This is a genomic window from Fibrella arboris (genome assembly GCF_041321095.1).
Lineage (GTDB): Bacteria > Bacteroidota > Bacteroidia > Cytophagales > Spirosomataceae > Fibrella > Fibrella arboris.
Genome location: NZ_JBGGWE010000002.1, coordinates 368,369 through 390,666, shown reverse-complemented (window position 1 = coordinate 390,666; position 22,298 = coordinate 368,369). Strand labels below are relative to the sequence as shown.

The window sequence follows — 22,298 nt, the reverse complement described above, 5'->3', positions numbered from 1 at the left end:
CCCTGCCCCAATTTGTATGACTCAACATTACCGTCCATTTTTCCAGTTCCTGCTCTTTGTTGGCCTGTTTGGGTTGTTGCCGGGAGCTGTAAAAGCCACTCATATAGTGGGTGGTGAAATAGAATTACAATACCTTGGCACAGGTAGAACGTATACGCATCGACTCAACCTGAACCTTTATTTTGATCAGCTTACCGGTAACCCAGGCGCTGAAGACCTTACGGTCGTGCTGGGTGTGTTCCGAAAACGGGATAACGTATTCCTGTCCGGTATTGAATTGCCCCAGACCAGCTCGCAACTGATTGCCTCGACGCTTCCTAACTGCACCCAGTCTACCCAGAGCACCCGGCTGATCCGTTACGGCCTCGACCTGACGCTCAATCCACAGGCGTTTAATGATCCGGGCGGGTATTACATCAGTTGGGAACGCTGCTGCCGCAACGCAGGTATCGTGAATATTGCTAATCCGGGTGATGCCGCCGATGCTTTTTACCTTGAATTTCCGGCCATCTCGGCTACCGCGACCGCGGTGTACAATTCATCGCCTGTATTCACGCTGCCTAAAGGAGACTACATCTGCCTGAACCGGCCCTTCACGTTCGATTTTTCGGCTAAAGATGCCGATGGCGACAGCCTTGTCTATTCACTGGTTACCCCCTACAACGGATACAGTGATCGGAATAACCCCAATCCGGGCGTTGGTGCGGGACTGACTGCGCCCCGTTTTTTCGCAGGCCCATACCCAACGGTCAGCTGGAGTGCTGGCTATTCGGCCGCCAACGCCATACCGGGTAGCATACCCCTTCAGGTCAATCCACGAACAGGCATTCTCAATGTCACCGCGAATCGGGTTGGACTGTACGTGTTTTCCGTCGAAGTAGTGGAGTACAGAAAAGGAGTGGCCATTGGGCGTGTCCGACGGGATTATCAATTGAAGGCGATCGACTGCCCGGTGAATGATCCGCCGGTGTTGCTGATGAAGGCGCAGGGCGCCAGCAGCTTTTATAAAGAAGGAACGTTGTTGACGCTAAACGACACCGATAACGCTTGCCTGACCTTATTCGTAACAGATCCTAATGCCAACCAGACGATCTCGATTGCGAACGGAAGCGGATCGCTGGCCGGACTGGCTATAACACCCGGCGTACTGGTATCACGAACGGGCCGAGATACCACAACCGCGCAGTTCTGCTTTGATGCCTGCGCCTTGTACAACAATGGGAACGCCGTTACGCTACAAATCAAAGCCACGGATAATGGATGCCCGCAGGGGCTCACCTCGACCCTGACTATTCAGGTACTGGTGAAGGCAACTTCTGCCACCAAACCCGCTGCGAGCACCGATTTACGAAATAGTCAATCGACAATTACGGTAGGTACGTCATTGACCTTCAATGGGTTCGGCAAAGATGCGCAGAATGGCGACGTGACGATACAGGCAGTCGGGCGCGGATTTGATCTGGCCAACGCCGGCATGACCTTTTCGCCTAAGTCTGGCACCGGCACGGTATCGAGTCCGTTTGTCTGGAAGCCAACCTGTTCGCAGGCATCTAAAACCGACTATATCGTCGATTTCATTGCCATCAACAAGAAATGCGGTATTGAACGCCGCGACACGACTACCGTTCGGCTAATGGCGCAGGGCGTAGCCAGCCAGCCACCCAGCATACGAACCTCGCTGCCCAGCCGGGTGATCGAGTTGGTCGTGTCGCCTGCCGACACTGCGGTGGGTGGCGTGCGCTTTACCGTCTTCGGCAACGACCCCGACCAGGCCGATACCCTGCGACTGACGGGGGCCGGACGGGGATTTTCGTTAGCCAGTACGGGTATGAGCTTTGCCAATAAAACCGGGCGCCCCGAATTGCAGTCGGTCTTCTCCTGGCAGGCGACCTGCGCAGTCCTGCAGGGAAAAAGCGAGGCAACGTTCACGCTCGATTTCGCGAATACAGACAGTAGTTGTCAGCCAAAAAATACGGATACAACCAGTGTTGTGCTGAAGCTGCGAACGCCGGTGATCAACTATGACGATATGAAAATTCCGAATACGATCACCCCGAACGACGATGGGAAGAATGATTACTTCGCCTTACTGAACGTACCTGTCGAAACCTGTTCTGACCGATTTGAGCGTGTAACGGTCTATAACCGCTGGGGAAAATCAGTATTCGAGTCAACCGATCGCGCTTTCCGTTGGTATGCACCTGATTACCCGGCTGGCGTCTATTACTACACAGTTCTATTCGGGCCCCGTAATTACAAAGGCACCCTCATGATTATGCGCTGATCAGCGCCTGATTGGTACAAAGCCACCACGATAATAGCAGCAGAGGCTGACTATCATCGTGGCGGCTTTGTGGTTCGACACAGCTACCCGCTCGTTTGCCGGATGGCCTGATCGCCAGCCAGTCAAGTTTAAATAGTAACATATTTTGACTTAATAGTAACGTATTGCAGCATATTGATCAAAAGTGAATAGTTTTTTGGGCTAAACGCCTTTGATAACTAAAGATCGAATTCATCTTCATGTTTAACACTTCTCTTCACCAGCGCCTAACTGGTACGCGCCGAGTTGGGCGTACCCTCGCCGTCTTTAGCGGCCTGCTTGCGGCGGTATATACACCAGGCAATCTGGCCATGGCGCAAGCGCCAGCGGCAAAACGGGTGCTTGTCTTTTCCAGTACGAAAGGATTTCGGCATCAGTCTATCCCAACCGGGCAACGTACCCTGATGGAGCTTGGCAAGCAGAATGGCTTTGCGGTTGATACCACCGAAGATGCCGGCAAGTTTACCGAAGCCAATCTGAAACGCTACAATGCGGTCGTGTTCCTGAGCACAACCGGCGACGTGTTGAACGACGCTCAGCAGGTTAATTTTGAACGATACATCCAGGCGGGTGGTGGGTACGTTGGTATCCATGCGGCGACGGATACCGAATACGACTGGCCCTGGTATACCAAGCTGGCAGGGGCGCAGTTCAGGTCGCATCCGGGTAACCCGAACGTGCAGGAGGGCGAGGCCTATGTTGTGAATAAAAACCACGCGTCGATGTTTGGTTTTCCTGACCGCTGGAAGATCAAAGACGAGTTTTACGACTTCAAGAATGTCAATCCAGCGTTGAATGTACTCGTTAAGATAGACGAGAAGTCGTATAAGGATGGCAAGATGGGCGATGATCACCCGATGGCCTGGTACCATGATTACGACGGGGGCAAAGCCTTTTATACCAATTTCGGTCACCCCGATGAAACCTATGCCAATCCGGTTTTTCTGAAGCACCTGTTGGGTGGCCTGCAATCCGTGATGGCTCCCAGCCTGGATTATGCTAAAGCCCGATCGATGCCAGCGCCTGAAGAAAACAGGTTCGAGCGGGAAGTGCTGGTCAGCAGCCTTGACGAACCCACTGAACTGGTTGTTTTGCCGGGCGGTAAAATCCTGTTCGGCGAGCGGAAGGGGATGCTGAAACTGTATAACCCGGCCACAAAGAAAACCAAGGTTGTGGCCCGTATGCCGGTCTATACCAAGTTCGAGTACGGGTTGATGGGCGTGAATATGGATCCGAACTTCGCCGCCAACAAACGGCTGTTCCTGTATTATTCGCCCGATGCCGCCTTGTTTGGCGCCGATACCGCCCAACACCTGTCGCAGTTCACATACGATGATGCACGCGATACACTGGTGATGAATACGGAGAAGGTCCTGCTCCGCGTACCTGTAAAACGGACAGGATGCTGCCATACCGGTGGATCCATCGCCTGGGATCGGAAAGGGAACTTATACCTGTCGACTGGTGATGATACCAACCCATTCAACTCCGATGGCTATTCGCCTTCCGACAATCGGGAAGGCCGTCAGGGCTGGGATGCGCTGAGCACCTCATCGAACACAAATGATCTGCGCGGAAAGATCCTGCGTATCAAGCCCGACGGCAACGGTGGCTATACCATTCCGGAAGGCAATCTGTTTGGTACAGGAAACCCTAAGGCTCGTCCCGAGATCTACGTGATGGGTAACCGGAATCCATACCGGATTTCGGTCGATCAGCGCACCGGCTTCCTCTACTGGGGTGAAGTTGGGCCGGATGCTGGCGAAAACCGGGCAAAGCGCGGGCCTCGCGGCCACGACGAAATGAACCAGGCCCGTAAGGCCGGATTCTTTGGCTGGCCCATGTTCGTAGCCGATAACAGAGCGTATGAGGTCTTCAATTTTAAAGACAGCACATCGATGGGCATGGCCTACGATGCTGCTAAACCCATAAACAACTCGCCGCACAACACAGGCCTGAATGAATTACCTCCCGCTCAGAAGGCATTCATCTACTATCCCTATGCCGACTCCCCCGAGTTCGGAGCAATCGTTGGCAAGGGTGGGCGTAACGCAATGGGTGGTCCCGTCTATTATTATGCTGATTACGCCGCCGATTCGAAGGTGAAATTTCCCCGTGCCTACGACGGGAAGTTCTTTGCCTACGACTGGATGCGCGACTGGATCAACCCGGTTACGATGACCCCGGAAGGGGACTTTGTGAAAATGGAGCGGTTCGCACCTAACATGAAGTTCTCGCACGTGATCGACATGCAGTTTGCACCAGATGGTAGCCTATATACCCTTGAATATGGCCAAAACTGGTTTGCGGCCAATGACGACGCCCGCTTGTCGCGCATCACTTACAACGCTGGTAACCGCAGGCCTGTTGCCGTGGCTTCGGCCAATAAGCTGGTAGGAGCTGCCCCCCTTGCTGTCGTTTTCTCAACAAAGGGAACCATGGACTATGATGGCGATGCGCTTACCTATAGCTGGGACTTCGGCAAAGGAATGGCACGCAGCACACAGGCCAACCCGACCATGACGTTCAGCAAACCGGGGATCTACACGCCAACGCTCACCGTGACCGATGCCGCTGGTAATAAAGCCACGCAGACGATCACTGTTAAAGTGGGTAACGATATGCCGAAGGTCGACCTGGCCGTTAAGGGTAACAAAACGTTCTTCTTCCCGAAACAGCCAATTGCTTATCAGACAGCCGTAGCCGATAAGGAAGATGGTACCCTGGCAAAAGGCATCAACCCGGAAGATGTTACGATGACGATCAATTATGTAGAAGGCTTCGATAAAACGATGCTGGCCCAGGGGCACCAGGCCAATCTTGGTTTTAGCGCTGGCAAACGGCTGATCGAACTGAACGACTGTAAGTCGTGCCACGCCATTGACCGGAAATCGATCGGGCCAGCTTACATCGACGTGGCCAAAAAGTACAGAAGTGCTACGCGGGTACGTGCGCTGGCCCAGAAGATCATCAGTGGTGGCGGCGGTGTTTGGGGCGAACAGGCCATGAGTGCCCACCCTCAGCTAAAGATTGAAGAAGCCGAAGATATGGTTCGCTATATCCAGTCGTTGGCTGATACGAAGGTAGCCGAGAAACACCCACTTCAAGGTAACTACATGACGCAGGGTCATACCAAAGATGGTTCATATATTCTGACGGCCACGTACACCGACCGGGGTAACGGACCGATCGGTCCGTTAACGCAGGTTAAATCGGTAGCGCTTCGTAGCCCGACATTCAAAGCGGTGAACTACGATGAGAAGAAGGATATCTCGACCTTCAAAATGCCGACCGGCAGTGAGGTTGCCATTGCCACGAAGAGCGGTAGCTACCTGGCCTATACTGATATCGACCTGACGGGGATTTCAGGTCTGAGTGCTTCGGTAACTGCACGGGCTGAGCGGTCGGCAGGCGGTAAAGTTGAGGTACGTGCCGATTCGCCAACAGGCCCCTTGCTCGGTGATGCCGATGTTTCGGTAGGTACGTCGGGACCCGTGAATATCCCGTTCAAAAACCCGACGTCGGGTATGCATAAACTCTATCTGGTGTTTGTGAACCCCGAGAGCGCCAACAAACCACTGATGGCCGTTGATGATCTTACGGTACAACAGAGCGGTATGTAGCTGCCGATACAGTTAACAAAAAGCGGCCATTCCCCAAAAAGGGATGGCCGCTTTTTTATGAACTAAAAGCAATCAGGAATGTACCTAGCCAATTGACAAGACCAATACGCCAAGTGGCGGCACCGTTACCGGAACAGTTGTACCTGCCGCGAATGTCGTTTTTGTCTGGAAAATATCGCGGTAGGTGTATGTCTTTTTCTGGACCACTTTCATCGCTTTCCACACATCGGCTGGGATTTGTAGCTGGGTACGAATCGTTTCTTTCCGGTCGAAGTTGCAAACAATCAGTAGTTTCTGTTTGGCCGAATAGCGCAGGTAGCTGAATAGCCGTTCGGGTTTTCCATACTGCTGCAGGTCATAAAACGCGCCGGTCTGAATAGCGTCGCTGCCGGTGACGAGCTGACCCAACTGAAGGTAAAACTGCCGTAGCTTCTTCTGATCGGCAGTTAGTTTTCTGCCGTCGAAAGCGCCGCCGTTTGTCCAGGCCTGAAATTCAGGTACACCCCAGTAATCGAAAATGGTCGTTCGGCCGTCATCACCCTGAAAACCTTCCGCCTGCTTCGGATTGACACCCACTTCCTGCCCGAAGTAGACCATCATGGGCCCCGTATGCAATGTGGCCGACAGGGTCATGGCGGGTACTGCCATCCACGGGTCATTGGCAAAGAACCGTGAGGCAATACGCTGTTCGTCGTGATTTTCCAGAAAGCGAAGCATGTGCCTGCCCATCGTACCCGACTCGCCCTGACAAACCCGCGAGATGGCAATCGGGCTTCCTTTACCTTCCATCAATGCCCGAACCGCGTCATACAGGCCCACTTTATCGTAGAGGTAATCAAACTTGCCTGTTTCGATATAATTAGCGTACTGGTCAGGATTGTAGATCTCGGCAATGAATACGATAGGAGCCGGAGCTACCACGGCTGCTTTTGGAGCCGTCGTTTTGGCAGTAGGTTTTGACGAAGCAACTGCGGTTGCTGGCGGAGTAAGGCTTGTTCGGCTTGCCTTGATTTGCGGAATTACCCAGCCCCAGAATTCGACGGGCACCATTTCGGCCATGTCGCACCGAAAACCGTCGACGCCTTTACCCGCCCAGAACAGCAGAATGTCCCGCATTTTGGTCCACGTATTCGGACGGTCTGCCCGGCCCGACGCATCGGTTGCGGCTGGCTCAAAATACGTTTTGCGATCGTGCTGGTAATCGACGCCGTAGTTCAACTTGATCGTTTCGTACCAGTCGTTTATATCGGGCTGGGCCTTGAACACATCATTCCCGGTCGCCTTCGCTGGATTTTCGTCGTAGTCGGGGGCAATTGTTCCTTCGGGCACCAACGTACCTGCTGGTACCTTGAACGCTTCGTCGGGCAGGTAATAAAAATTGTTCTGTGGATCAAAGGCTTTCGTTGCGTCATCCGTCTCCCCCAGATCCTGAACCCCCTCGGGCTTTGCATCGGAACTGTATTGCCGGGCCAGGTGATTCGGCACAAAGTCGATAAGTACCTTCAGACCGTTGGCATGTGATCGTTTTACCAGGGCCTCAAACTCAGCCATCCGGTTCCTGACATCAACGGCCAGGTCAGGGTCTACGTCGTAATAATCTTTGATGGCATAGGGCGATCCGGCGCGGCCTTTAACAACCTGCGGATTATCGGTAGCAATACCCAGCGATGAATAGCCCGTCATGGTAGCGTGCTCAATGACGCCGGTGTACCAGACATGCGAAACACCCAGCTTTTTGATCTCCTGAAGGGCTTTATCCGTAATGTCGTTGAACTTACCAACTCCGTTTTCGGCCAGGCTCCCCCAAGGCTTATTGGTAGTCTGCTGGTTGCCGAAAAGTCTTGTAAATAGCTGATAGACAATCAACTTGTCTGATGGCGCAACCGGGGTGCCGACATCCAAAAGGATAGACATCGCCTGGGCAACAGGCTGATGCAGCAAACCCAGGGCGGCCAGCCCCGTGGTAAAAGTCCGTCGCGAAAAGGTAGGAGAAGTAGAGGAGGGCATAGGATCTGGTAATAATAGATAGTAAGCTACAAAAAAAGCCCAGAGTGAGACCCTGGACTTTGGTTATAGCTGTTAATAGATGCCTAAAATGGTGTTTCCTGACCTGGGTCAGCATTACCAAAGTTCGAGAGGTCGTTTGCCCGGCTCCGCAACGTACCCGGGGTGGATACGCCTGGCGTCGGTGGAAGCGGGGGCATTGTTCCCGGCGGTGGTATTGACCCTGGCATTCCCGACGTACCTGATCCATCGAAACTGCTCATACCCGAAACGCCTTCGGGGAACGAGCCGGGTACTGGCGTGAAATAGCCGTCGAGGTCGCAGAACTTGGTGAACCGGTTAATGAAGCGAAGCTGGATCGTATCCAGCGAACCTGACCGGTTTTTGGCTACAATTACTTCACCAACGCCCAAGGTCGAGTTGCCGGCTTCGTCCTGCGTAATATTGTAGTATTCAGGGCGGTACAGGAACATTACCATGTCGGCATCCTGCTCGATGGAACCCGATTCCCGCAGATCGGACAGCTGTGGTTTCTTATCACCGCCCCGTGTCTCCACAGCCCGGCTCAACTGCGACAGGGCAATCACCGGTACGTTCAGCTCTTTAGCCAGGTTTTTCAGCGCTCGGGAAATCGACGCAATTTCCTGTTCACGGTTGCTGCCTTTGCTGTTATCACCACTCATCAACTGAAGGTAGTCGATCACCACCATCTGTATATCGTGTTGTGCTTTCAGTCGACGACATTTGGCGCGGAGCTCCAGAATAGACAGGGCGGGCGTGTCGTCAATATAGATCGGGGCTTCAGTAAGGCGCTGGATCTTGTGGTGCAATTGTTGCCACTCGTGCGGAGCCAGTTGCCCTTTCCGGATCTTCTCTGAGTCAATCTCCGCTTCCGACGCAATCAGACGATTCACGAGCTGTACCGACGACATCTCCAAGGAGAAAATCGCGACCGGCCGACCGTGATCAACCGCCGCATTCCGCATCGCTGACACAATAAAAGCAGTGTTGTGCGTCACGGTCATGTCTTCGAGCAGGAACAAATGATTCCCGTCGATGGTGAAGCCGTAGTACTCATCAACAATGTCCTTTTCGACCGAAATGCCGGTAACTCGCCAATCTGCACGGGCTCGTAGCGGACGAGCTTTCTTGCGTTCAATGCGCACGGGTATGCTGTCCAGATTGCCAAAAAGGCGAAGCCTATAAACAGTGGACGTATACCCACTCGTTGAAATTGAAGCCTGTTTTTCTTTCAATGAGCACTTAAAACCAAGCGAATCACACAGAAATTTAACCTGTTCGGCTAGCTCTTTACGCTTCTGCGTGATTTCGTAACAGTCAAATTCCCGTTGATAATGCCCATCACTGTCGATTAGCCCTGCTAGTAAGTTTAGCCTGTTCCTGGTTGAGTTGATCAGGTACGTTCTGGGTATATGCTTGTTCTCAAGGACCGTCAGTTTACGCAACTCGCCCTGGATACTGAATGTGGTTGGCTGGGCGCCTGAATGCGTCCCGCCCCGTTGCCCGGCAGTAATGGCATGGTTTGGCGCCTTGCCTGCTTGCTGGTAGGTAACCAAAGACAGGTTCAACGAGTCGGTGTAGGACTGCATGTACTCAACTACCTCCGAATCGACATTCGTGATTCTGGAACTGTAGCTGTGACCGTCGCCCAGCCATAAGCCAACAACGTAAGGGTCAAGAGCAACGGCCTGCTCCGGAAACTCGACGGCAACCTTATAGCCTTTGTAGTTACTTTTAAATGTCTCTGATTTTGGGAGGTAGTCCCGTACAGAAATGTTCAATACGTCACCCTTGGTGCATGACCCCGCGTTCCGTGACCGCTTAAGTGACAGGATATGGCTTTCATTGACTCGGTAATCAGTGCCTTCGTTCTGACGAACCCAGTACATCTGCTCCCGGCCACGGGCAATAGACAGCACACGACGGGGAGTAGAATCATCCCCCATCAGCAAGTCACCGGCAACTACGTCCTCAACCCGGCGTAGCGACCCGTCGAACATAACTACTTTCGTGCCTTTACCAAGACACTTACCCATCGCTGGCCTGGCCGCTATGATGACCAGTTCGGTGGGCTGCCAGCCCGACGTCAGCCGGTCGAGGGCCGTAAACCCGGAGGGGACACCCGTGAGGCCTTCCTGATTCTTCTTCGTCTCCATCTCCTTCAGGGCTTCACCCACAATGGAGCGCATGTCGGAAACGGTTTTACGGATGTTCGACTCGGTTAGCTGAAATAAGTCGCGCTCTGTACGGTCGAGGAGTGTGAAGACGTCGGTAGTGTCTTCGTAGGCGTCGCGCTGGATCTCCGACGACATCGTGATCAGCCCGCGTTTGAGGGCCTGTTCGGTGATGATCCGGGCGTGGTATTCAATGTTAGCGGCCGAATTGACCCGCAGGGTCAACTCAGAAATGTAGCCCCCCCCACCAACCAGCTCAATTTCGCCGGTTTTACGCAGTTGTTGCGTAACCGTCAGCAGATCAATGGGTTCTGAATTGGAGAACAGGGTCAGGATGGCCTTATAGACCCGCTGGTGAGCCTCTTTATAAAAAGTCTCGGGTTTCAGCAGATCAACAACGGCCGACAGCGCGTCTTTCTCGATCATGAGCGCACCTAATACCGCTTCCTCCAGGTCCACCGCCTGCGGAGGCAGCTTGCCGAGACCCGTGTCGAGGAATCGATTAATGCCCGCCTGCTGCCGGTTGCCCGGCGCATTGGTGGTGTTCTTCCGAAAGTTGTTATTGGGGCGGGGTGCTCCGCTATTGGTGTCCATAGTTAAACAAAAATAGGCGGAAATTACCGGTAAAGGCAAGCCATCATAAGGGTGCGAAAAGTGTAATCGGGTAACTTGTTATAGCTAATGCACTGATCACAAACGGGATGGTGAGCCACCAAAAATATTGGGTGTCACCAAAAAAAACGTTTGCTCAAAAATAGATTTTTTTCGCAGCCTGGCAACGGAAAAAGGCTGATCCGGGCAGCGCCCTGATGATCAGCAAGATACAGCAGCGTATGCGATTATTCAGCCTTTTAATTGTACGCTTATTATACGGTAGTAGTAGGGTATGTGAGCCAATTTTTTGAGAAACGTGTTGTGTAGGTAAGGCGATTCGGTATATTCAGCCAACCAAAATCTGTTCTCCAACGAGTAATCTCACTTAATCTGCTTATCAGTTTGGTCGAAAAAATCATCACTCTCGACGGCGACGTTTCCCTCATTGATTTCCTGGGCGTCGAAAACACGAACATCAAGGAAGTGGCTGCGGCCTTTCCGATGAGTAAAATCATTTCGCGGGGCAACGAAATCCGCATTAAAGGCACCACGCCCGAAATCTCACGCATCACTGACATTCTGGAATCGCTGATGCAGCATTACCAGCGTTATGGGAAGCTGACACACGAAAATGTGCAAACGTACCTGAGTGGCGGCAACGAATCGGACCAGAACAGCGTACCTGTGTCTGACGATGAAGTGCTGGTCTACGGAACGAAGGGCATTGTGGTACGGGCCAAAACGGCCAACCAGAAGAAACTGGTCGAGGCGGCCGAAAAAAGTGACCTTGTGTTTGCCATTGGCCCCGCCGGTACGGGCAAGACCTATACGGCAGTAGCTATTGCGGTACGTGCCCTCAAAAACAAGGAAGTACGCAAGATCATCATCACCCGCCCTGCTGTGGAAGCTGGTGAAAACCTTGGTTTCTTGCCGGGCGACCTGAAAGAAAAGATTGACCCCTATCTGCGCCCGATCTATGACGCCCTGGACGACATGATCCCGGCAGAGAAACTCAAATATTACCTGGAAAACCGCACCATAGAGATTGCACCGCTTGCCTACATGCGTGGCCGTACGCTAAACAATGCGTTTATTCTGCTCGATGAAGCGCAAAACACAACAGCCATGCAGATGAAGATGTTTCTAACCCGGATGGGGCCGTCGTCGAAGGCCATCATCACGGGAGACCGGTCGCAGGTCGATCTGCCGAAGCATCAGAAGTCGGGCTTGTCGGAGTCGATTGGCATTTTGCGGGATATTCCGGGCATTGCCTTTGTTGAACTCGATGGGCGCGACGTAGTGCGTCACCGGCTCGTGAAAGCCATCATTAGTGCATATGAAAAAGCAGGCCAGTAGGAAAGGAGTTTTCTGTTTACCGTTTTCTGTTTTCTGTTGCGTTGCCAACAAGATAACTGATGAACTGGGACACCAGCAGAAGACAGTGAATGGTAAACAGAAAACTGTTTTGGCTGGCCTTTTTTTGTGGCTATCGCTGACGGCTGGATTTGGCCAGTCAGGTACGTCACCAACCACGTTGGTCGATGATGACAGCCATAAAATCAGGTGCGCTAACCCGATCATTGAGGCCCAGTTGCAGCGGCAGTCGCCCAGGCGGCTCCAACAGGTCAACTCCCTGAATGAACAGGTACGTACCTACACGACCTTCAATCCACAAGCCAGGGGAGCGGCCGCGACCGTGTATCGAATCCCGGTGGTCGTACATGTAGTACACAACCAGGCCAACGGTACAATCGGTGGCGCCAATAACCCGAACATTACGGATGCCCAGATTCTATCGCAGATCCAGGTACTGAATGAGGATTATCGGAAAATAGCCGGAACCCCCGGTGGTACCTCAACGAATCCGGTAGCGGTAGATACTAATATTGAATTTTATCTGGCCACACAAGACCCCAATGGGCAGGCAAGTACGGGTATCACGCGCACCTATTACGCCGCCAAAAGCTCGTTCGACCTCTTCAACGACCTGTACCTGCTATCAGGCATTTCCTACTGGCCGTCGAACCGGTACCTGAACATCTGGGTAGTGGCTATCTCGAACCGGAATTACCTCGGCTACGGTCAGTTCCCAACGGCAGCCGATACCTTGCAGGGGCTGGGTGATACCGACGAACGCATCGACGGCGTGGTGATCGATCATCATTATTTTGGCCGTAAGACGGGAACCGTCACCAGCAGCCTGTACTGCTGTGGTCGCACCACTACCCATGAAGTAGGGCATTGGCTGGGGCTGATCCACCCCAATGGCGATACGCGTTGCGGTGATGATTACGTAGCCGATACACCGCCCATCGAGGGATTGAATGAGACGGATAAATGCACCGACATTTTCTCGACCTGCAAGCCAGGGGTTACCACGCGAAATCTGATTGAAGACTACATGGATTATACGCCCGACGCCTGCATGAACGTGTTTACGGCCGGGCAGCGTGACCGGATGTCGGCGGTGTTGCAACTTAGTCCCCGGCGCCTACAGCTGATCCTGTCCAACACCGTGCTCCCCGAAACCGAGCAACTCACGGTGCTGGTGTATCCCAACCCAAGTAGTAGCCAAAGCACGGTAAACATCCAGTTTAAAGGATCTCAGGCGTTTAGCACCGAACTGATCGACGCGCGTGGACGCACTATCCAAACGCAGACGTTTACCGCCTCGCTCAGCCGACAAATAACCCTTCCGGTTGCCGATTTACAGGCGGGAGTCTATATCTTTCGGGTCAGGACGCAGAACGAGACAGTTAGCAAGCGCGTGCTAATTCAGTAGATCGTTCCGTCTTTCACCGCTATGATCACTGTATCCACCATTCAATCGAAGGCCGATTTAGAAACCGTTTTCGCCATCCGCCGGGAAGTGTTCGTTGACGAGCAACAGGTGGCCGCCGAAGATGAGTACGATGAATTTGAAGAGACCAGCCATCATTTTCTGGCCCTGCTCGATGGGCAGCCCGTGGGAACGGCCCGCTGGCGCCGGACTAGCAAAGGAATCAAGCTGGAGCGATTTGCCGTACGGGCTGCTGCCCGGGGAAAGGGCGTGGGGAAAGCGTTGGTACAAACCGTATTGAACGACGTGTTTGCTCAGCAGCCCGAACCGATAGAAAGCATTTACCTGCACGCACAGGTATCGGCCATGCCACTCTACGCTGACTTCGGCTTTGTGCCGGTTGGCCAGAAATTCGATGAGTGTGGTATTCAGCACTACAAGATGGTGTTGCCCGGCAAGCGGATGCCCAGCGAACAAATGGCTGGACCGCAGATTCCTGCGGCCGAGTAGCCATGCGGGGCTATCCATTTTTTAGGTACGTTACCGCCCTGCTGGTTGGTATCGTACTGGCCGAAACATGGCCCGACTTGTTCTGGTGGCCTGTGGTGATCGGATTCGGCTGTCTGGGCGTTGCTGGCTATCTCATTCACCAGAACGAACGCCGGCTGATCAAGCCGCTGAACCTTTCGCTGGGCCTTGCGCTGCTGGGGTTGTTTGGTGTAGTGGGTTGGCTGGCTGTTTACCTCCAGTCGCCTTATCGCCAGCCAGCCCATCTGGTCAATGCCGATCAGTTACCAGATGCCTACGAAGCCGTAGTGACTAACCTGCCCGAGGAAAGGGCGAAGACCTATAAGGTTGAGCTATCGTTACGAAAAGGGCGGGTGGGCACTAAGACCGGTCCATTCAGGCACGTGGCGGGGCGCGTGCTGGTTTACCTCGATAAGGGCGACTCGCTACACGCTACGTCGATACCAGCCTATGGCGAGGTGTGGGTCGTCTCTGGCCAACCCCGGCTGGTGGATGCACCGCTGAACCCCGGCGAATTTGATTACAAGCGATTCCTGGCGCATCGGGGCATCTACCATCAGCAATACCTGCGGACCTGGCAGCGAACGATCGTGGGGTACGACCCACCCAATCGACTGGTTGAGCTGGCTTACACGACCACTCGTTGGGCTGATAGCGTTCTAACGACCCAGGTTGGCACCAGAGCTGAATACGGTATGATAAACGCGATGATACTGGGTGTTCGGGATGACCTTGACCCGGCACAGTATCAGTCGTATGCGGCGGCAGGGGCCGTGCATGTTTTGTCTGTATCGGGGTTGCACGTGGGCATTCTGTTTCTGGTGTTGAGTTGGCTGTTAAAGCAAATAGCACCAGGAAAAGGAAACAGCTGGTGGGTAGTTGGCAGTAAACTGGGCGTGCTCTGGTTCTACGCCCTCATGACCGGCTTTTCGGCCCCTGTACTGCGCTCGGCGATTATGTTCTCGTTCCTGCTGGTATCGGGGCTGACCAATCGGACCCAAAGTCTGATGAATACACTGGCCGCTTCAGCCTTACTTATACTGTGTTATGATCCTCTGGCGGCTTTTTCAGCTGGTTTTCAATTGTCTTATCTGGCTGTGGTTGGCATTGGTGCGTGGGTACCGTATCTGAATCAGCTGGCGAGGCCTACCTCTAAACTAGGCGTCTGGCTTTGGGAACTGTCTGTTGTCGCTGTGGCGGCCCAACTCCTGACATTCCCGTTGGGCCTTTATTACTTTCATGCGTTCCCCCTGTATTTTCTACTGGCGAATCCAATCGTCATGGTCCTCTCGGCAGTGATCGTGCCTTTATCAATGGCGACACTGGCAGTTGGGTGGATTCCGTATGCTGGCGACGCATTGGGCTGGCTTTTGCATAAAACGGCCTGGCTGATGAACCAGAGCGTGGATACCGTTGGTCAGTTACCCGGCGCTACGTTGACCAATATCTGGCTGTCATTACCAGTCCTGTTACTGATCTATGCGCTGATCTGGGTGGGTAGTCAGCTACTCCTGACCCGACAGAGGACGTACCTGCAGGGGGCGGTGCTGCTCGCCTTCTGTTTTGCTGCGCTGGTCATTGACGAACGCCAGCAGCAGGACACGCAACAGCGATTAGCGGTGCATTTCCTGCCCCGAAAAACGGCAGTCAGCCTGACCACAGGCCACCATACACTGATGCTGACCGATGACGATTGGCAAATGAACCCACGCAATTACGATTTCTACCTGAAAAATACGGTGGGTCTTTGGGGGATCGATAGGCTGACGGTGGGTCAGCTACGCAGCGATTCAGTGCCTGGTCCGCTGCCGTATCGGCGTTACCCGGATATGACACTGGCTGTTTGGCGGGGACGCAGCATTCTATTTGTCAACCGGCTGGCCGATTACCGGCGCTGGCGATTGCCCGAAGTGGTCGACTACGCCATTCTGCGTAGAACAGCCGTGCGTGATTGGGCATCGCTGACCCGGCGTGTAGTAGCCCGTCATGTCATTCTCGACGATTCGAACCTGGCACAGCCTACAGATAGCCTGTTGGCCCAAACACCTCCACCCGGAATGGCCGTGCATGCTATTCGCCGGGATGGTGTATTTACGGCCGAATGGTAGCTGCCTTATAGCCTTCACCGATTGACGCTACGAAGACGCCAGAGCGATACCAGACCGACCATCACAGGAAGGCCAATATTGACCAGCCAAAGGGTAAGTGTGGCCGCCAGTAGGGAAGGGGCCGGCAGCGCATATGGGGCAAACACCCACAGGGCCGCCGCTTCCCGAACACCCAGATCGCTCAACCAGTTGAAAGCCGGCGTGACGGTCTTGACCAAAAAAATTACGCCGATACCTGCCGCCAGATCACCCGCTGCCAGCGAGACGCCGTAGAGCCGGAATGCGCCGTACAACTGTAGTGAAAACGTAAGGTGCCGGAGCAGTGCCAACCCAAATACGGTTACCATGTCGGTATGGCTATACTGACCAATAAGTTGCCACCAGGCAACGTACCTGCCCAGTAACGGCCAGCGTGCCGACCAGTTGATGAATCGGGCTCGGTAAAAATTAAGTACCACCCCTAGCAGGCTCAGCCCGACCAGCAGATAAAGGAGTACCTGGCTTGCGCTTGCGTTGCGGGCGGGGACGTTGTTCAGGTACGTTGCCCAGGCAGCCGAGCCAACAACAATAGCCACGTAAAACTGCATGCCACCCGCCACCACCGCCGCCCCCATCGACTGGGTTCGGTGCCCCGATCGGATCGAGAGGGCCCTGCCGGCCGTGTCGCCAACTGGTCCGGGTAAGGCCATGCTCAGCGATAGCCCTGCCAATACCCCATCGAGTGCGTCTGAGAAGGTGAGGGGCGTTAATCGCTGGATGAGCCATTGCCATTTCAACGCTTCCAGCGACCAGTTAAGTGGTGTCAGCAGCACCAGCAGGATCAGCCAGCCCGACTGCCAATTGGTGGAAAGCAGCGGTTGACCGGCATCTTCCCAGCGAAAGGTCTGTTGTCGCAACGTCCAGCCAATGAAGCCGATAAGGCAACAAAATGTAGCTGCTTTAGCCCATAACGTGATTTTTTTGGATATGTCGGGCATGTAAACCGTTCCGAAAGCGTTACTTTGCACATATGGCCGCTAAAACTCCCGTTACTGAAAAAATCATCCTAGGTGTTGACCCCGGCACTGTGATTGCCGGCTACGGCGTCATCGTAGTTCGGTCGGGAGTAATGCGGATGCTGCAATATGGGGTCATTAACCTCTCCAAATATACGACGCACCAGTTGAAGCTGCAGAAACTGCACGAGACCATGCACCGGCTCATCGAAGAGCATAAGCCCGATGAAATGGCTATCGAAGATCCGTTCTTTGGTAAAAATGTGCAGGTGATGCTGAAACTGGGCCGCGCCCAGGGCGTGGTCATGGCCGCGGCGTTATCGCGCGGTATTCCGATTGTTGAATACGCGCCCCGGCGCGTGAAACAATCGGTTACAGGTAATGGAAATGCCGCTAAAGAGCAGGTGTCCCACATGGTTGCCAACTTATTACAGGTGGAGCTGAATCCTGAGTTTTTCGACGCAACAGATGCATTGGCAATTGCCATTTGCCACCATTTTCACGAGAATGCGCTGCCTGTTCGATCAACCAAAAAGACGAAAAAAGGGGCCTGGGGTGCGTTCGTCAGCGAAAATGAAAGCCGGATTGTCTAGTGATACCTTGTTGAGATATACCAGAGCAGCCATTTCTGTCGGGAGTGGCTGCTTTTTTCGTGCCCATCGGTAAAAAGTCAAATTCCTGTCCGGCAGGCGGGGATACGTTGCCTCAACAGGGTCTTTACCGATGTATAAAAACAAGCCTTTGGTAGCTGCGTCTACTTATAACCAGGGGCTAATGATCGGGGCGGCCTGGCGACCCATCCGCGCACGTACCTGGACGAAGCCATGAAGACGGCTGTCGTTACACGCGCTGACCCGTTCTGACCCCTTCCGGGTTAGTTAAAGCTGAAGGAAACGGTGACGGGGGGGTATTCAAAGCGGTATTGGTTCGTTACCTTGCGCAGGTAGCGGTCGAACCCGCCGCTCCAGCCACCGGAGCGATGCTGATGGAGGCCATGACCAGACTAAACTAATAGACACTCGCAGTTGGTGAACATACCGGGTAGTAATTCATATGCAAAGAAGAACATTTATTCGTACTGCTTCGTTGACCACTGTTACCCTGGCCACAGGTCAGGTAGCACTGGGGCTGGCAAACACTGATTATCCAGCGGTCCGGGTGCCGGTCGGTAAGCGGAATTTCCGTTCTGATGCAGTTGAAAAGACAATTTTGGCCGTCAAGAATGGGATAAAGAACCCAGAGCTGGCCTGGCTCTTCGAGAACTGCTTTCCTAATACGCTCGACACAACCGTTGACCACTCACAACTCGACGGCAAGCCCGATACCTACGTGATCACCGGCGACATTGACGCCATGTGGCTACGTGATTCAACGGCGCAGATCTGGCCTTACCTGCCGCTGATGGCGCAGGATAAGCCGTTGCAACAACTGATTGCCGGCGTTATCGCCCGTCAGGCCCGTTGTATTCGCTTCGACCCGTATGCGAATGCATTTTATAAAGAACAGACCACAACGGGTGAATGGAAGAACGATGTCACGGACATGAAACCGGGGCTACACGAGCGGAAATGGGAGATCGATAGCCTGTGCTACCCTATTCGACTCGCTTACTATTACTGGAAACACACCGGCGACACAACGCCGTTTGATGCCAACTGGCAGGAGGCGATGCGGCTGGTGGTGCAGACGTTTCGCGAGCAACAACGCAGGAACGGAAAAGGCCCCTACAAATTTGAGCGACGCACGTCCTGGGCTACAGATGGCGTACCCCTCGGAGGTTATGGCTACCCGGCCCGGCCAAACGGACTGATCTGTTCTATGTTTCGTCCCAGCGACGATGCAACGATCTATCCCTACCTGATTCCGTCGAATTTCTTTGCCGTAACGTCACTTCGGCAAATGACCGAGCTCCTGACTGTGTTGAAGGCCAATGCTGCATTGGCGACTGAGGCCCGCACGCTCGCTAACGAAGTAGACGCTGCCCTAAAACAACATGCCGTGACTACACACCCACGCTATGGAAAGGTGTATGCCTACGAAGTGAATGGATATGGCTCCTACAACCTGATGGACGATGCGAACGTACCCAGCCTGCTCGCCATGCCTTATCTGGGCGCAATGCCCGTCAGCGACCCGGTTTATCAGAATACTCGTAAAATGTTATTGAGCGAGGATAATCCCTTCTTTTTCAAAGGGAAAGCAGGCGAAGGTATTGGCGGCCCTCATGCAGGCATAGATATGATCTGGCCATTGAGCATCATCATTCGGGGAATGACGAGTACCAGTCCGGCCGAGATTAAACAATGCCTGCAGATGTTGCAACACAGCAACGCGGGGACCGGGTTTATGCACGAGTCGTTTCATAAAGATGATGCCAGTAAGTTTACCAGGAAGTGGTTTGCCTGGGCCAACACCATCTTTGGCGAGTTCGTACTGAAAACGTTCAACGAGCGGCGAGAGCTGCTGTCTGTATAAGGCTCACCCTCAAATTCGGGTTATGTAGCGTATGACACCCTACGAACAGACTGCCCAGCAAGAAGTTGCCCGCTGGTCGGAGAAGATGCGCCGTAAACCGTCGCTGACAAACCGGCTGGCTAAATCGTGGCAAACCCGGATAAACCGGCTCATCCCCAACCGGGTGCATGCCGTCATTACGGGTGCCATCAAGCACATGACACGCGCTGTGTTGGTCGGGTCTGAATTTACTGCCCCGACACCGGTGGCCAATCGGTTGCTCGATGAACGCGAGTCGGCGGTTTATAACCGGATAGCCTGGTACAAGCGCGTAGGCGCTGCGGAGGGCGGGCTGACGGGGGCGGCTGGTTTTCTGGTTGGGCTCACCGATTTCCCGCTGTTGCTCAGCCTGAAAATGAAAATGTTGTACGACATCGCAGCCCTGTATGGGTACGATGTGTCGGATTACCGGGAGCGGTTGTACATGCTGCACATTTTCCAGCTTGCTTTTTCCAGTCAGAGCCGTCGTCAGGAGCTGTTTGCGCAGATGGAGCAATGGGCCACCTATGCCCAGACGTTACCCGAGGATATACACCAATTTGACTGGCTAACCTTTCAGCAGGAATACCGGGATTATATCGATCTGGCCAAGATGCTCCAGCTGGTACCCGGAATTGGCGCCATTGTGGGCGTGGTGGCGAACTGGAGACTGCTCGATGAATTAGGTGAGGTAGCCATGATGGCCTACCGTATGCGTTTAGCATAGCGTTTCTGTGACCGGCTACGGCTGCGAGGTTGATTCAGCATCGCAGTCGTAATCGGTCACAGAAAGGGTGTCTTCAGGCCTCTACCGTTTTCAGGTCGAAATAAGTTTTGTAGATCGCCGTACCTATATCATTGGTCCGGGTCTGGAAATTGTCGAGAAATTCGTGCAGACCGGTCTGGAAAATATCATCAACGATGGTGAATTCAAGGTCGCTGCGCAGTTTGCTGATAGCCCGCTCGGCCCCATTGCCAAAGCCCTGCGTAACGGCCGTACCTGAGATCTCATACAGCGACAACTCAGCCTGACGGATACAATGAGCGGCTGCACGGGGAAAAAGTTTATCCAATAATAAGAACTCCACAATATTGGCCGGCGTGAGACTACGGTACTGCTGCCGGAACATATTATAGGCCGATACTGACTTCAGGACAGCCGCCCAGATAACCAGATCGAGCGTGGTGCTGGCCGACTTATCGGCTGGGAGCAACGTGAAATATTTCACGTCCAGGAAGCGGGTAGTTTTGTCGGCTCGTTCCGTGAAACGGCCAACGCGGGCAAAATGCCAGGCCTCGTTGCGGGTGATGGTGGCGTCGATGATCCCATAAAAAAGTTGCGCCCCGTAGCTGATCTCCGTAAAAAAATCCTGCGTCTGACCCAGCGACCAGTCGGCATGATTGCCCGTTCCCTGTACCATGTGGTACAACTCGTTCAGCTTCTCCCACATCTCCCGCGAAATAGTCTCGCGAACTGTTCGGGCATTTTCACGGGCAAAATTCAGACTTGATACAATCGAACTGGGGTTCCGCTTATCGAAGGTCATATATTCGATCACGTTGTCGCGCGTTGCCTCCTGGTAATGCTCGTAGAAACCATAGTTGTTGGCCGTTGCGATCAGCAGCGGTTCCCATTGAGGAACAACGTTTGGCGGAAGATCGAGCGCAAGGTTGAAGTTCACGCTCATGAAGCGAGCGTAATTTTCGGCCCGTTCAATGTAACGATTCATCCAGTAGATTGAGTTAGCAACGCGGCTGAGCATGGTGTTAGCGGGGGATTAACGTATAGATTTCTCAAAAATAACCCCCCTACAGGCCGAAACAAGCATTTTTATTAAAAGCCGCGCCGGTACGAGCCCTGCATCTTAGGCAAGCGCTTACCTGATCAGGCTAAAAATATGATCGAGGTTGACCTGGGTGTAATCATCAATTACCAGATCGGCTTTTTCAGTTGCTTCAGGTTCGTGACTGACGGTAAGGCCAACAAGGGCCATGTCGGCCCGTTGAGCTGCATCGACACCTTTTGCCGAATCGTCAAAGACCACACATCTCGATGCAGGGGCCGGTAATCGTTCAGCGGCAATTTTGACTACAGCTGGGTCGGGTTTGCCGGCAGGTACGTCGGCATCGGTGATCACCGTCTGGAAATAGGACCGGATACCCGGCTTATCGAAGACGAAATCTACATTCATCTGCGGAGCCGAAGTAGCCAGGGCCGTTGGCATGCCGGCTTCTTTCACAGCTCGCAAAAAGGCTGCAAGGCCACTGACTGGTGCGATCTTTAGGGCATATAATTGTTGAAAGAGCGTCTCTTTCTCATGGGTAAGCGCCCTGATCTGCTCCTTGGAAAGTTTTCTCCTTTCTGGCTGAAAAAATAAGTTAGAATATCCGGGTTCATTCGTCCAGATAGGTGGTCCTTGAAGTCGGCACCGGTTACGTTGATCTCATAACGGGCAAAAAACTGTTTATAGGTCGCTTTGTGGGTCGGATCACTATCAATGAGTGTACCATCCATATCGAAGATCAGGTACAGTGCTCGTCTTGACTTGCTCATGCCATGGATAAGTCTGTCGGACTGCCAATTGTTCGCCAGACTGCCTGTAGGTTGGGCATCAAACAGGTAATTATCTTTTACAGCCATCAGTATAATCGTAGA

At 53.4% G+C, this 22,298-nt stretch carries 15 protein-coding genes; 9 read left to right on the top strand and 6 right to left on the bottom strand.

What is annotated here, in order from left to right; translation table 11 throughout:
- The first annotated feature begins 16 nt into the window (after positions 1 to 16).
- Both ACAW75_RS04145 and ACAW75_RS04140 read left to right on the top strand, forming a co-directional pair.
- Positions 17 to 2,284 (top strand): T9SS type B sorting domain-containing protein, encoded by a 2,268-nt coding sequence (locus tag ACAW75_RS04145; protein WP_370727412.1) that lies wholly within the window; start codon positions 17 to 19, stop codon positions 2,282 to 2,284.
- A gap of 239 nt (positions 2,285 to 2,523) precedes the next feature.
- Positions 2,524 to 5,946, top strand: coding sequence for a ThuA domain-containing protein (locus tag ACAW75_RS04140; protein WP_370727411.1), 3,423 nt, complete (start codon positions 2,524 to 2,526; stop codon positions 5,944 to 5,946).
- A gap of 84 nt (positions 5,947 to 6,030) precedes the next feature.
- Here ACAW75_RS04140 and ACAW75_RS04135 read toward each other — a convergent pair whose 3' ends face one another.
- Both ACAW75_RS04135 and dnaB read right to left on the bottom strand, forming a co-directional pair.
- Positions 6,031 to 7,953: an alpha-amylase family protein gene (locus tag ACAW75_RS04135; protein ID WP_370727410.1), complete on the bottom strand. Its 1,923-nt coding sequence runs from the start codon at positions 7,951 to 7,953 to the stop codon at positions 6,031 to 6,033.
- Between the two features lie 83 nt (positions 7,954 to 8,036).
- Positions 8,037 to 10,739: a replicative DNA helicase gene (gene dnaB / locus ACAW75_RS04130; protein ID WP_370727409.1), complete on the bottom strand. Its 2,703-nt coding sequence runs from the start codon at positions 10,737 to 10,739 to the stop codon at positions 8,037 to 8,039.
- 402 nt (positions 10,740 to 11,141) lie between these two features.
- On the opposite strand from dnaB, the gene ACAW75_RS04125 reads away from it, so the two are divergent.
- The 4 genes from ACAW75_RS04125 to ACAW75_RS04110 all read left to right on the top strand — a co-directional run bounded on the left by ACAW75_RS04125 (position 11,142) and on the right by ACAW75_RS04110 (position 16,154).
- Entirely contained in the window at positions 11,142 to 12,095 is a 954-nt protein-coding gene (locus ACAW75_RS04125) for a PhoH family protein (protein ID WP_370727408.1), read from the top strand.
- 109 nt (positions 12,096 to 12,204) lie between these two features.
- Entirely contained in the window at positions 12,205 to 13,521 is a 1,317-nt protein-coding gene (locus ACAW75_RS04120; protein ID WP_370727407.1) for a T9SS type A sorting domain-containing protein, read from the top strand.
- Between the two features lie 21 nt (positions 13,522 to 13,542).
- Positions 13,543 to 14,028 (top strand): GNAT family N-acetyltransferase, encoded by a 486-nt coding sequence (locus tag ACAW75_RS04115; RefSeq protein WP_370727406.1) that lies wholly within the window; start codon positions 13,543 to 13,545, stop codon positions 14,026 to 14,028.
- Between the two features lie 2 nt (positions 14,029 to 14,030).
- Positions 14,031 to 16,154 carry a ComEC/Rec2 family competence protein gene (locus ACAW75_RS04110; protein WP_370727405.1) on the top strand — a complete coding sequence of 708 codons (2,124 nt, stop codon included), beginning with the start codon at positions 14,031 to 14,033 and terminating at the stop codon, positions 16,152 to 16,154.
- Between the two features lie 14 nt (positions 16,155 to 16,168).
- Here ACAW75_RS04110 and ACAW75_RS04105 read toward each other — a convergent pair whose 3' ends face one another.
- Positions 16,169 to 17,131 carry a lysylphosphatidylglycerol synthase domain-containing protein gene (locus ACAW75_RS04105; protein ID WP_370727404.1) on the bottom strand — a complete coding sequence of 321 codons (963 nt, stop codon included), beginning with the start codon at positions 17,129 to 17,131 and terminating at the stop codon, positions 16,169 to 16,171.
- A gap of 32 nt (positions 17,132 to 17,163) precedes the next feature.
- Between ACAW75_RS04105 and ruvC the strand changes: the two genes are divergently transcribed.
- From ruvC to ACAW75_RS04090, 3 genes are all read left to right on the top strand, one after another.
- The gene (gene ruvC, locus ACAW75_RS04100; protein WP_370727403.1) at positions 17,164 to 17,742 is read left to right on the top strand and encodes a crossover junction endodeoxyribonuclease RuvC; all 579 of its coding nucleotides are present in this window, start codon (positions 17,164 to 17,166) and stop codon (positions 17,740 to 17,742) included.
- Positions 17,743 to 18,202: 460 nt separating this feature from the next.
- Positions 18,203 to 19,624: a glycoside hydrolase family 125 protein gene (locus ACAW75_RS04095; RefSeq protein ID WP_370727402.1), complete on the top strand. Its 1,422-nt coding sequence runs from the start codon at positions 18,203 to 18,205 to the stop codon at positions 19,622 to 19,624.
- Positions 19,625 to 19,655: 31 nt separating this feature from the next.
- Positions 19,656 to 20,369, top strand: a complete 714-nt coding sequence (locus tag ACAW75_RS04090; RefSeq protein ID WP_370727401.1) for an EcsC family protein — start codon at positions 19,656 to 19,658, stop codon at positions 20,367 to 20,369.
- 73 nt (positions 20,370 to 20,442) lie between these two features.
- On the opposite strand, the gene ACAW75_RS04085 is transcribed toward ACAW75_RS04090, so the two are convergent.
- From ACAW75_RS04085 to ACAW75_RS04075, 3 genes are all read right to left on the bottom strand, one after another.
- On the bottom strand, positions 20,443 to 21,405 hold the full coding sequence (locus ACAW75_RS04085; RefSeq protein WP_370727400.1) for an alpha-E domain-containing protein: 963 nt from the start codon (positions 21,403 to 21,405) through the stop codon (positions 20,443 to 20,445).
- Between the two features lie 114 nt (positions 21,406 to 21,519).
- Complete coding sequence (locus ACAW75_RS04080) at positions 21,520 to 21,978, bottom strand: HAD family hydrolase (protein ID WP_370727614.1); 459 nt, start codon at positions 21,976 to 21,978, stop codon at positions 21,520 to 21,522.
- Entirely contained in the window at positions 21,924 to 22,283 is a 360-nt protein-coding gene (locus ACAW75_RS04075; RefSeq protein ID WP_370727399.1) for an HAD hydrolase-like protein, read from the bottom strand. The genes ACAW75_RS04080 and ACAW75_RS04075 overlap by 55 nt, the downstream gene beginning before the upstream one ends.
- Positions 22,284 to 22,298 lie beyond the last annotated feature (15 nt).

What these genes read in the sequence shown, in the direction of transcription:
- ACAW75_RS04145 (WP_370727412.1), top strand. Translation starts at nt 17, where the DNA reads ATGACTCAACATTACCGTCCATTTTTCCAGTTCCTGCTCTTTGTTGGC.
- ACAW75_RS04140 (WP_370727411.1), top strand. Translation starts at nt 2,524, where the DNA reads ATGTTTAACACTTCTCTTCACCAGCGCCTAACTGGTACGCGCCGAGTT.
- ACAW75_RS04135 (WP_370727410.1), bottom strand. Translation starts at nt 7,953, where the DNA reads ATGCCCTCCTCTACTTCTCCTACCTTTTCGCGACGGACTTTTACCACG.
- dnaB (WP_370727409.1), bottom strand. Translation starts at nt 10,739, where the DNA reads ATGGACACCAATAGCGGAGCACCCCGCCCCAATAACAACTTTCGGAAG.
- ACAW75_RS04115 (WP_370727406.1), top strand. Translation starts at nt 13,543, where the DNA reads ATGATCACTGTATCCACCATTCAATCGAAGGCCGATTTAGAAACCGTT.
- ACAW75_RS04110 (WP_370727405.1), top strand. Translation starts at nt 14,031, where the DNA reads ATGCGGGGCTATCCATTTTTTAGGTACGTTACCGCCCTGCTGGTTGGT.
- ACAW75_RS04105 (WP_370727404.1), bottom strand. Translation starts at nt 17,131, where the DNA reads ATGCCCGACATATCCAAAAAAATCACGTTATGGGCTAAAGCAGCTACA.
- ruvC (WP_370727403.1), top strand. Translation starts at nt 17,164, where the DNA reads ATGGCCGCTAAAACTCCCGTTACTGAAAAAATCATCCTAGGTGTTGAC.
- ACAW75_RS04095 (WP_370727402.1), top strand. Translation starts at nt 18,203, where the DNA reads ATGCAAAGAAGAACATTTATTCGTACTGCTTCGTTGACCACTGTTACC.
- ACAW75_RS04090 (WP_370727401.1), top strand. Translation starts at nt 19,656, where the DNA reads ATGACACCCTACGAACAGACTGCCCAGCAAGAAGTTGCCCGCTGGTCG.
- ACAW75_RS04085 (WP_370727400.1), bottom strand. Translation starts at nt 21,405, where the DNA reads ATGCTCAGCCGCGTTGCTAACTCAATCTACTGGATGAATCGTTACATT.
- ACAW75_RS04075 (WP_370727399.1), bottom strand. Translation starts at nt 22,283, where the DNA reads ATGGCTGTAAAAGATAATTACCTGTTTGATGCCCAACCTACAGGCAGT.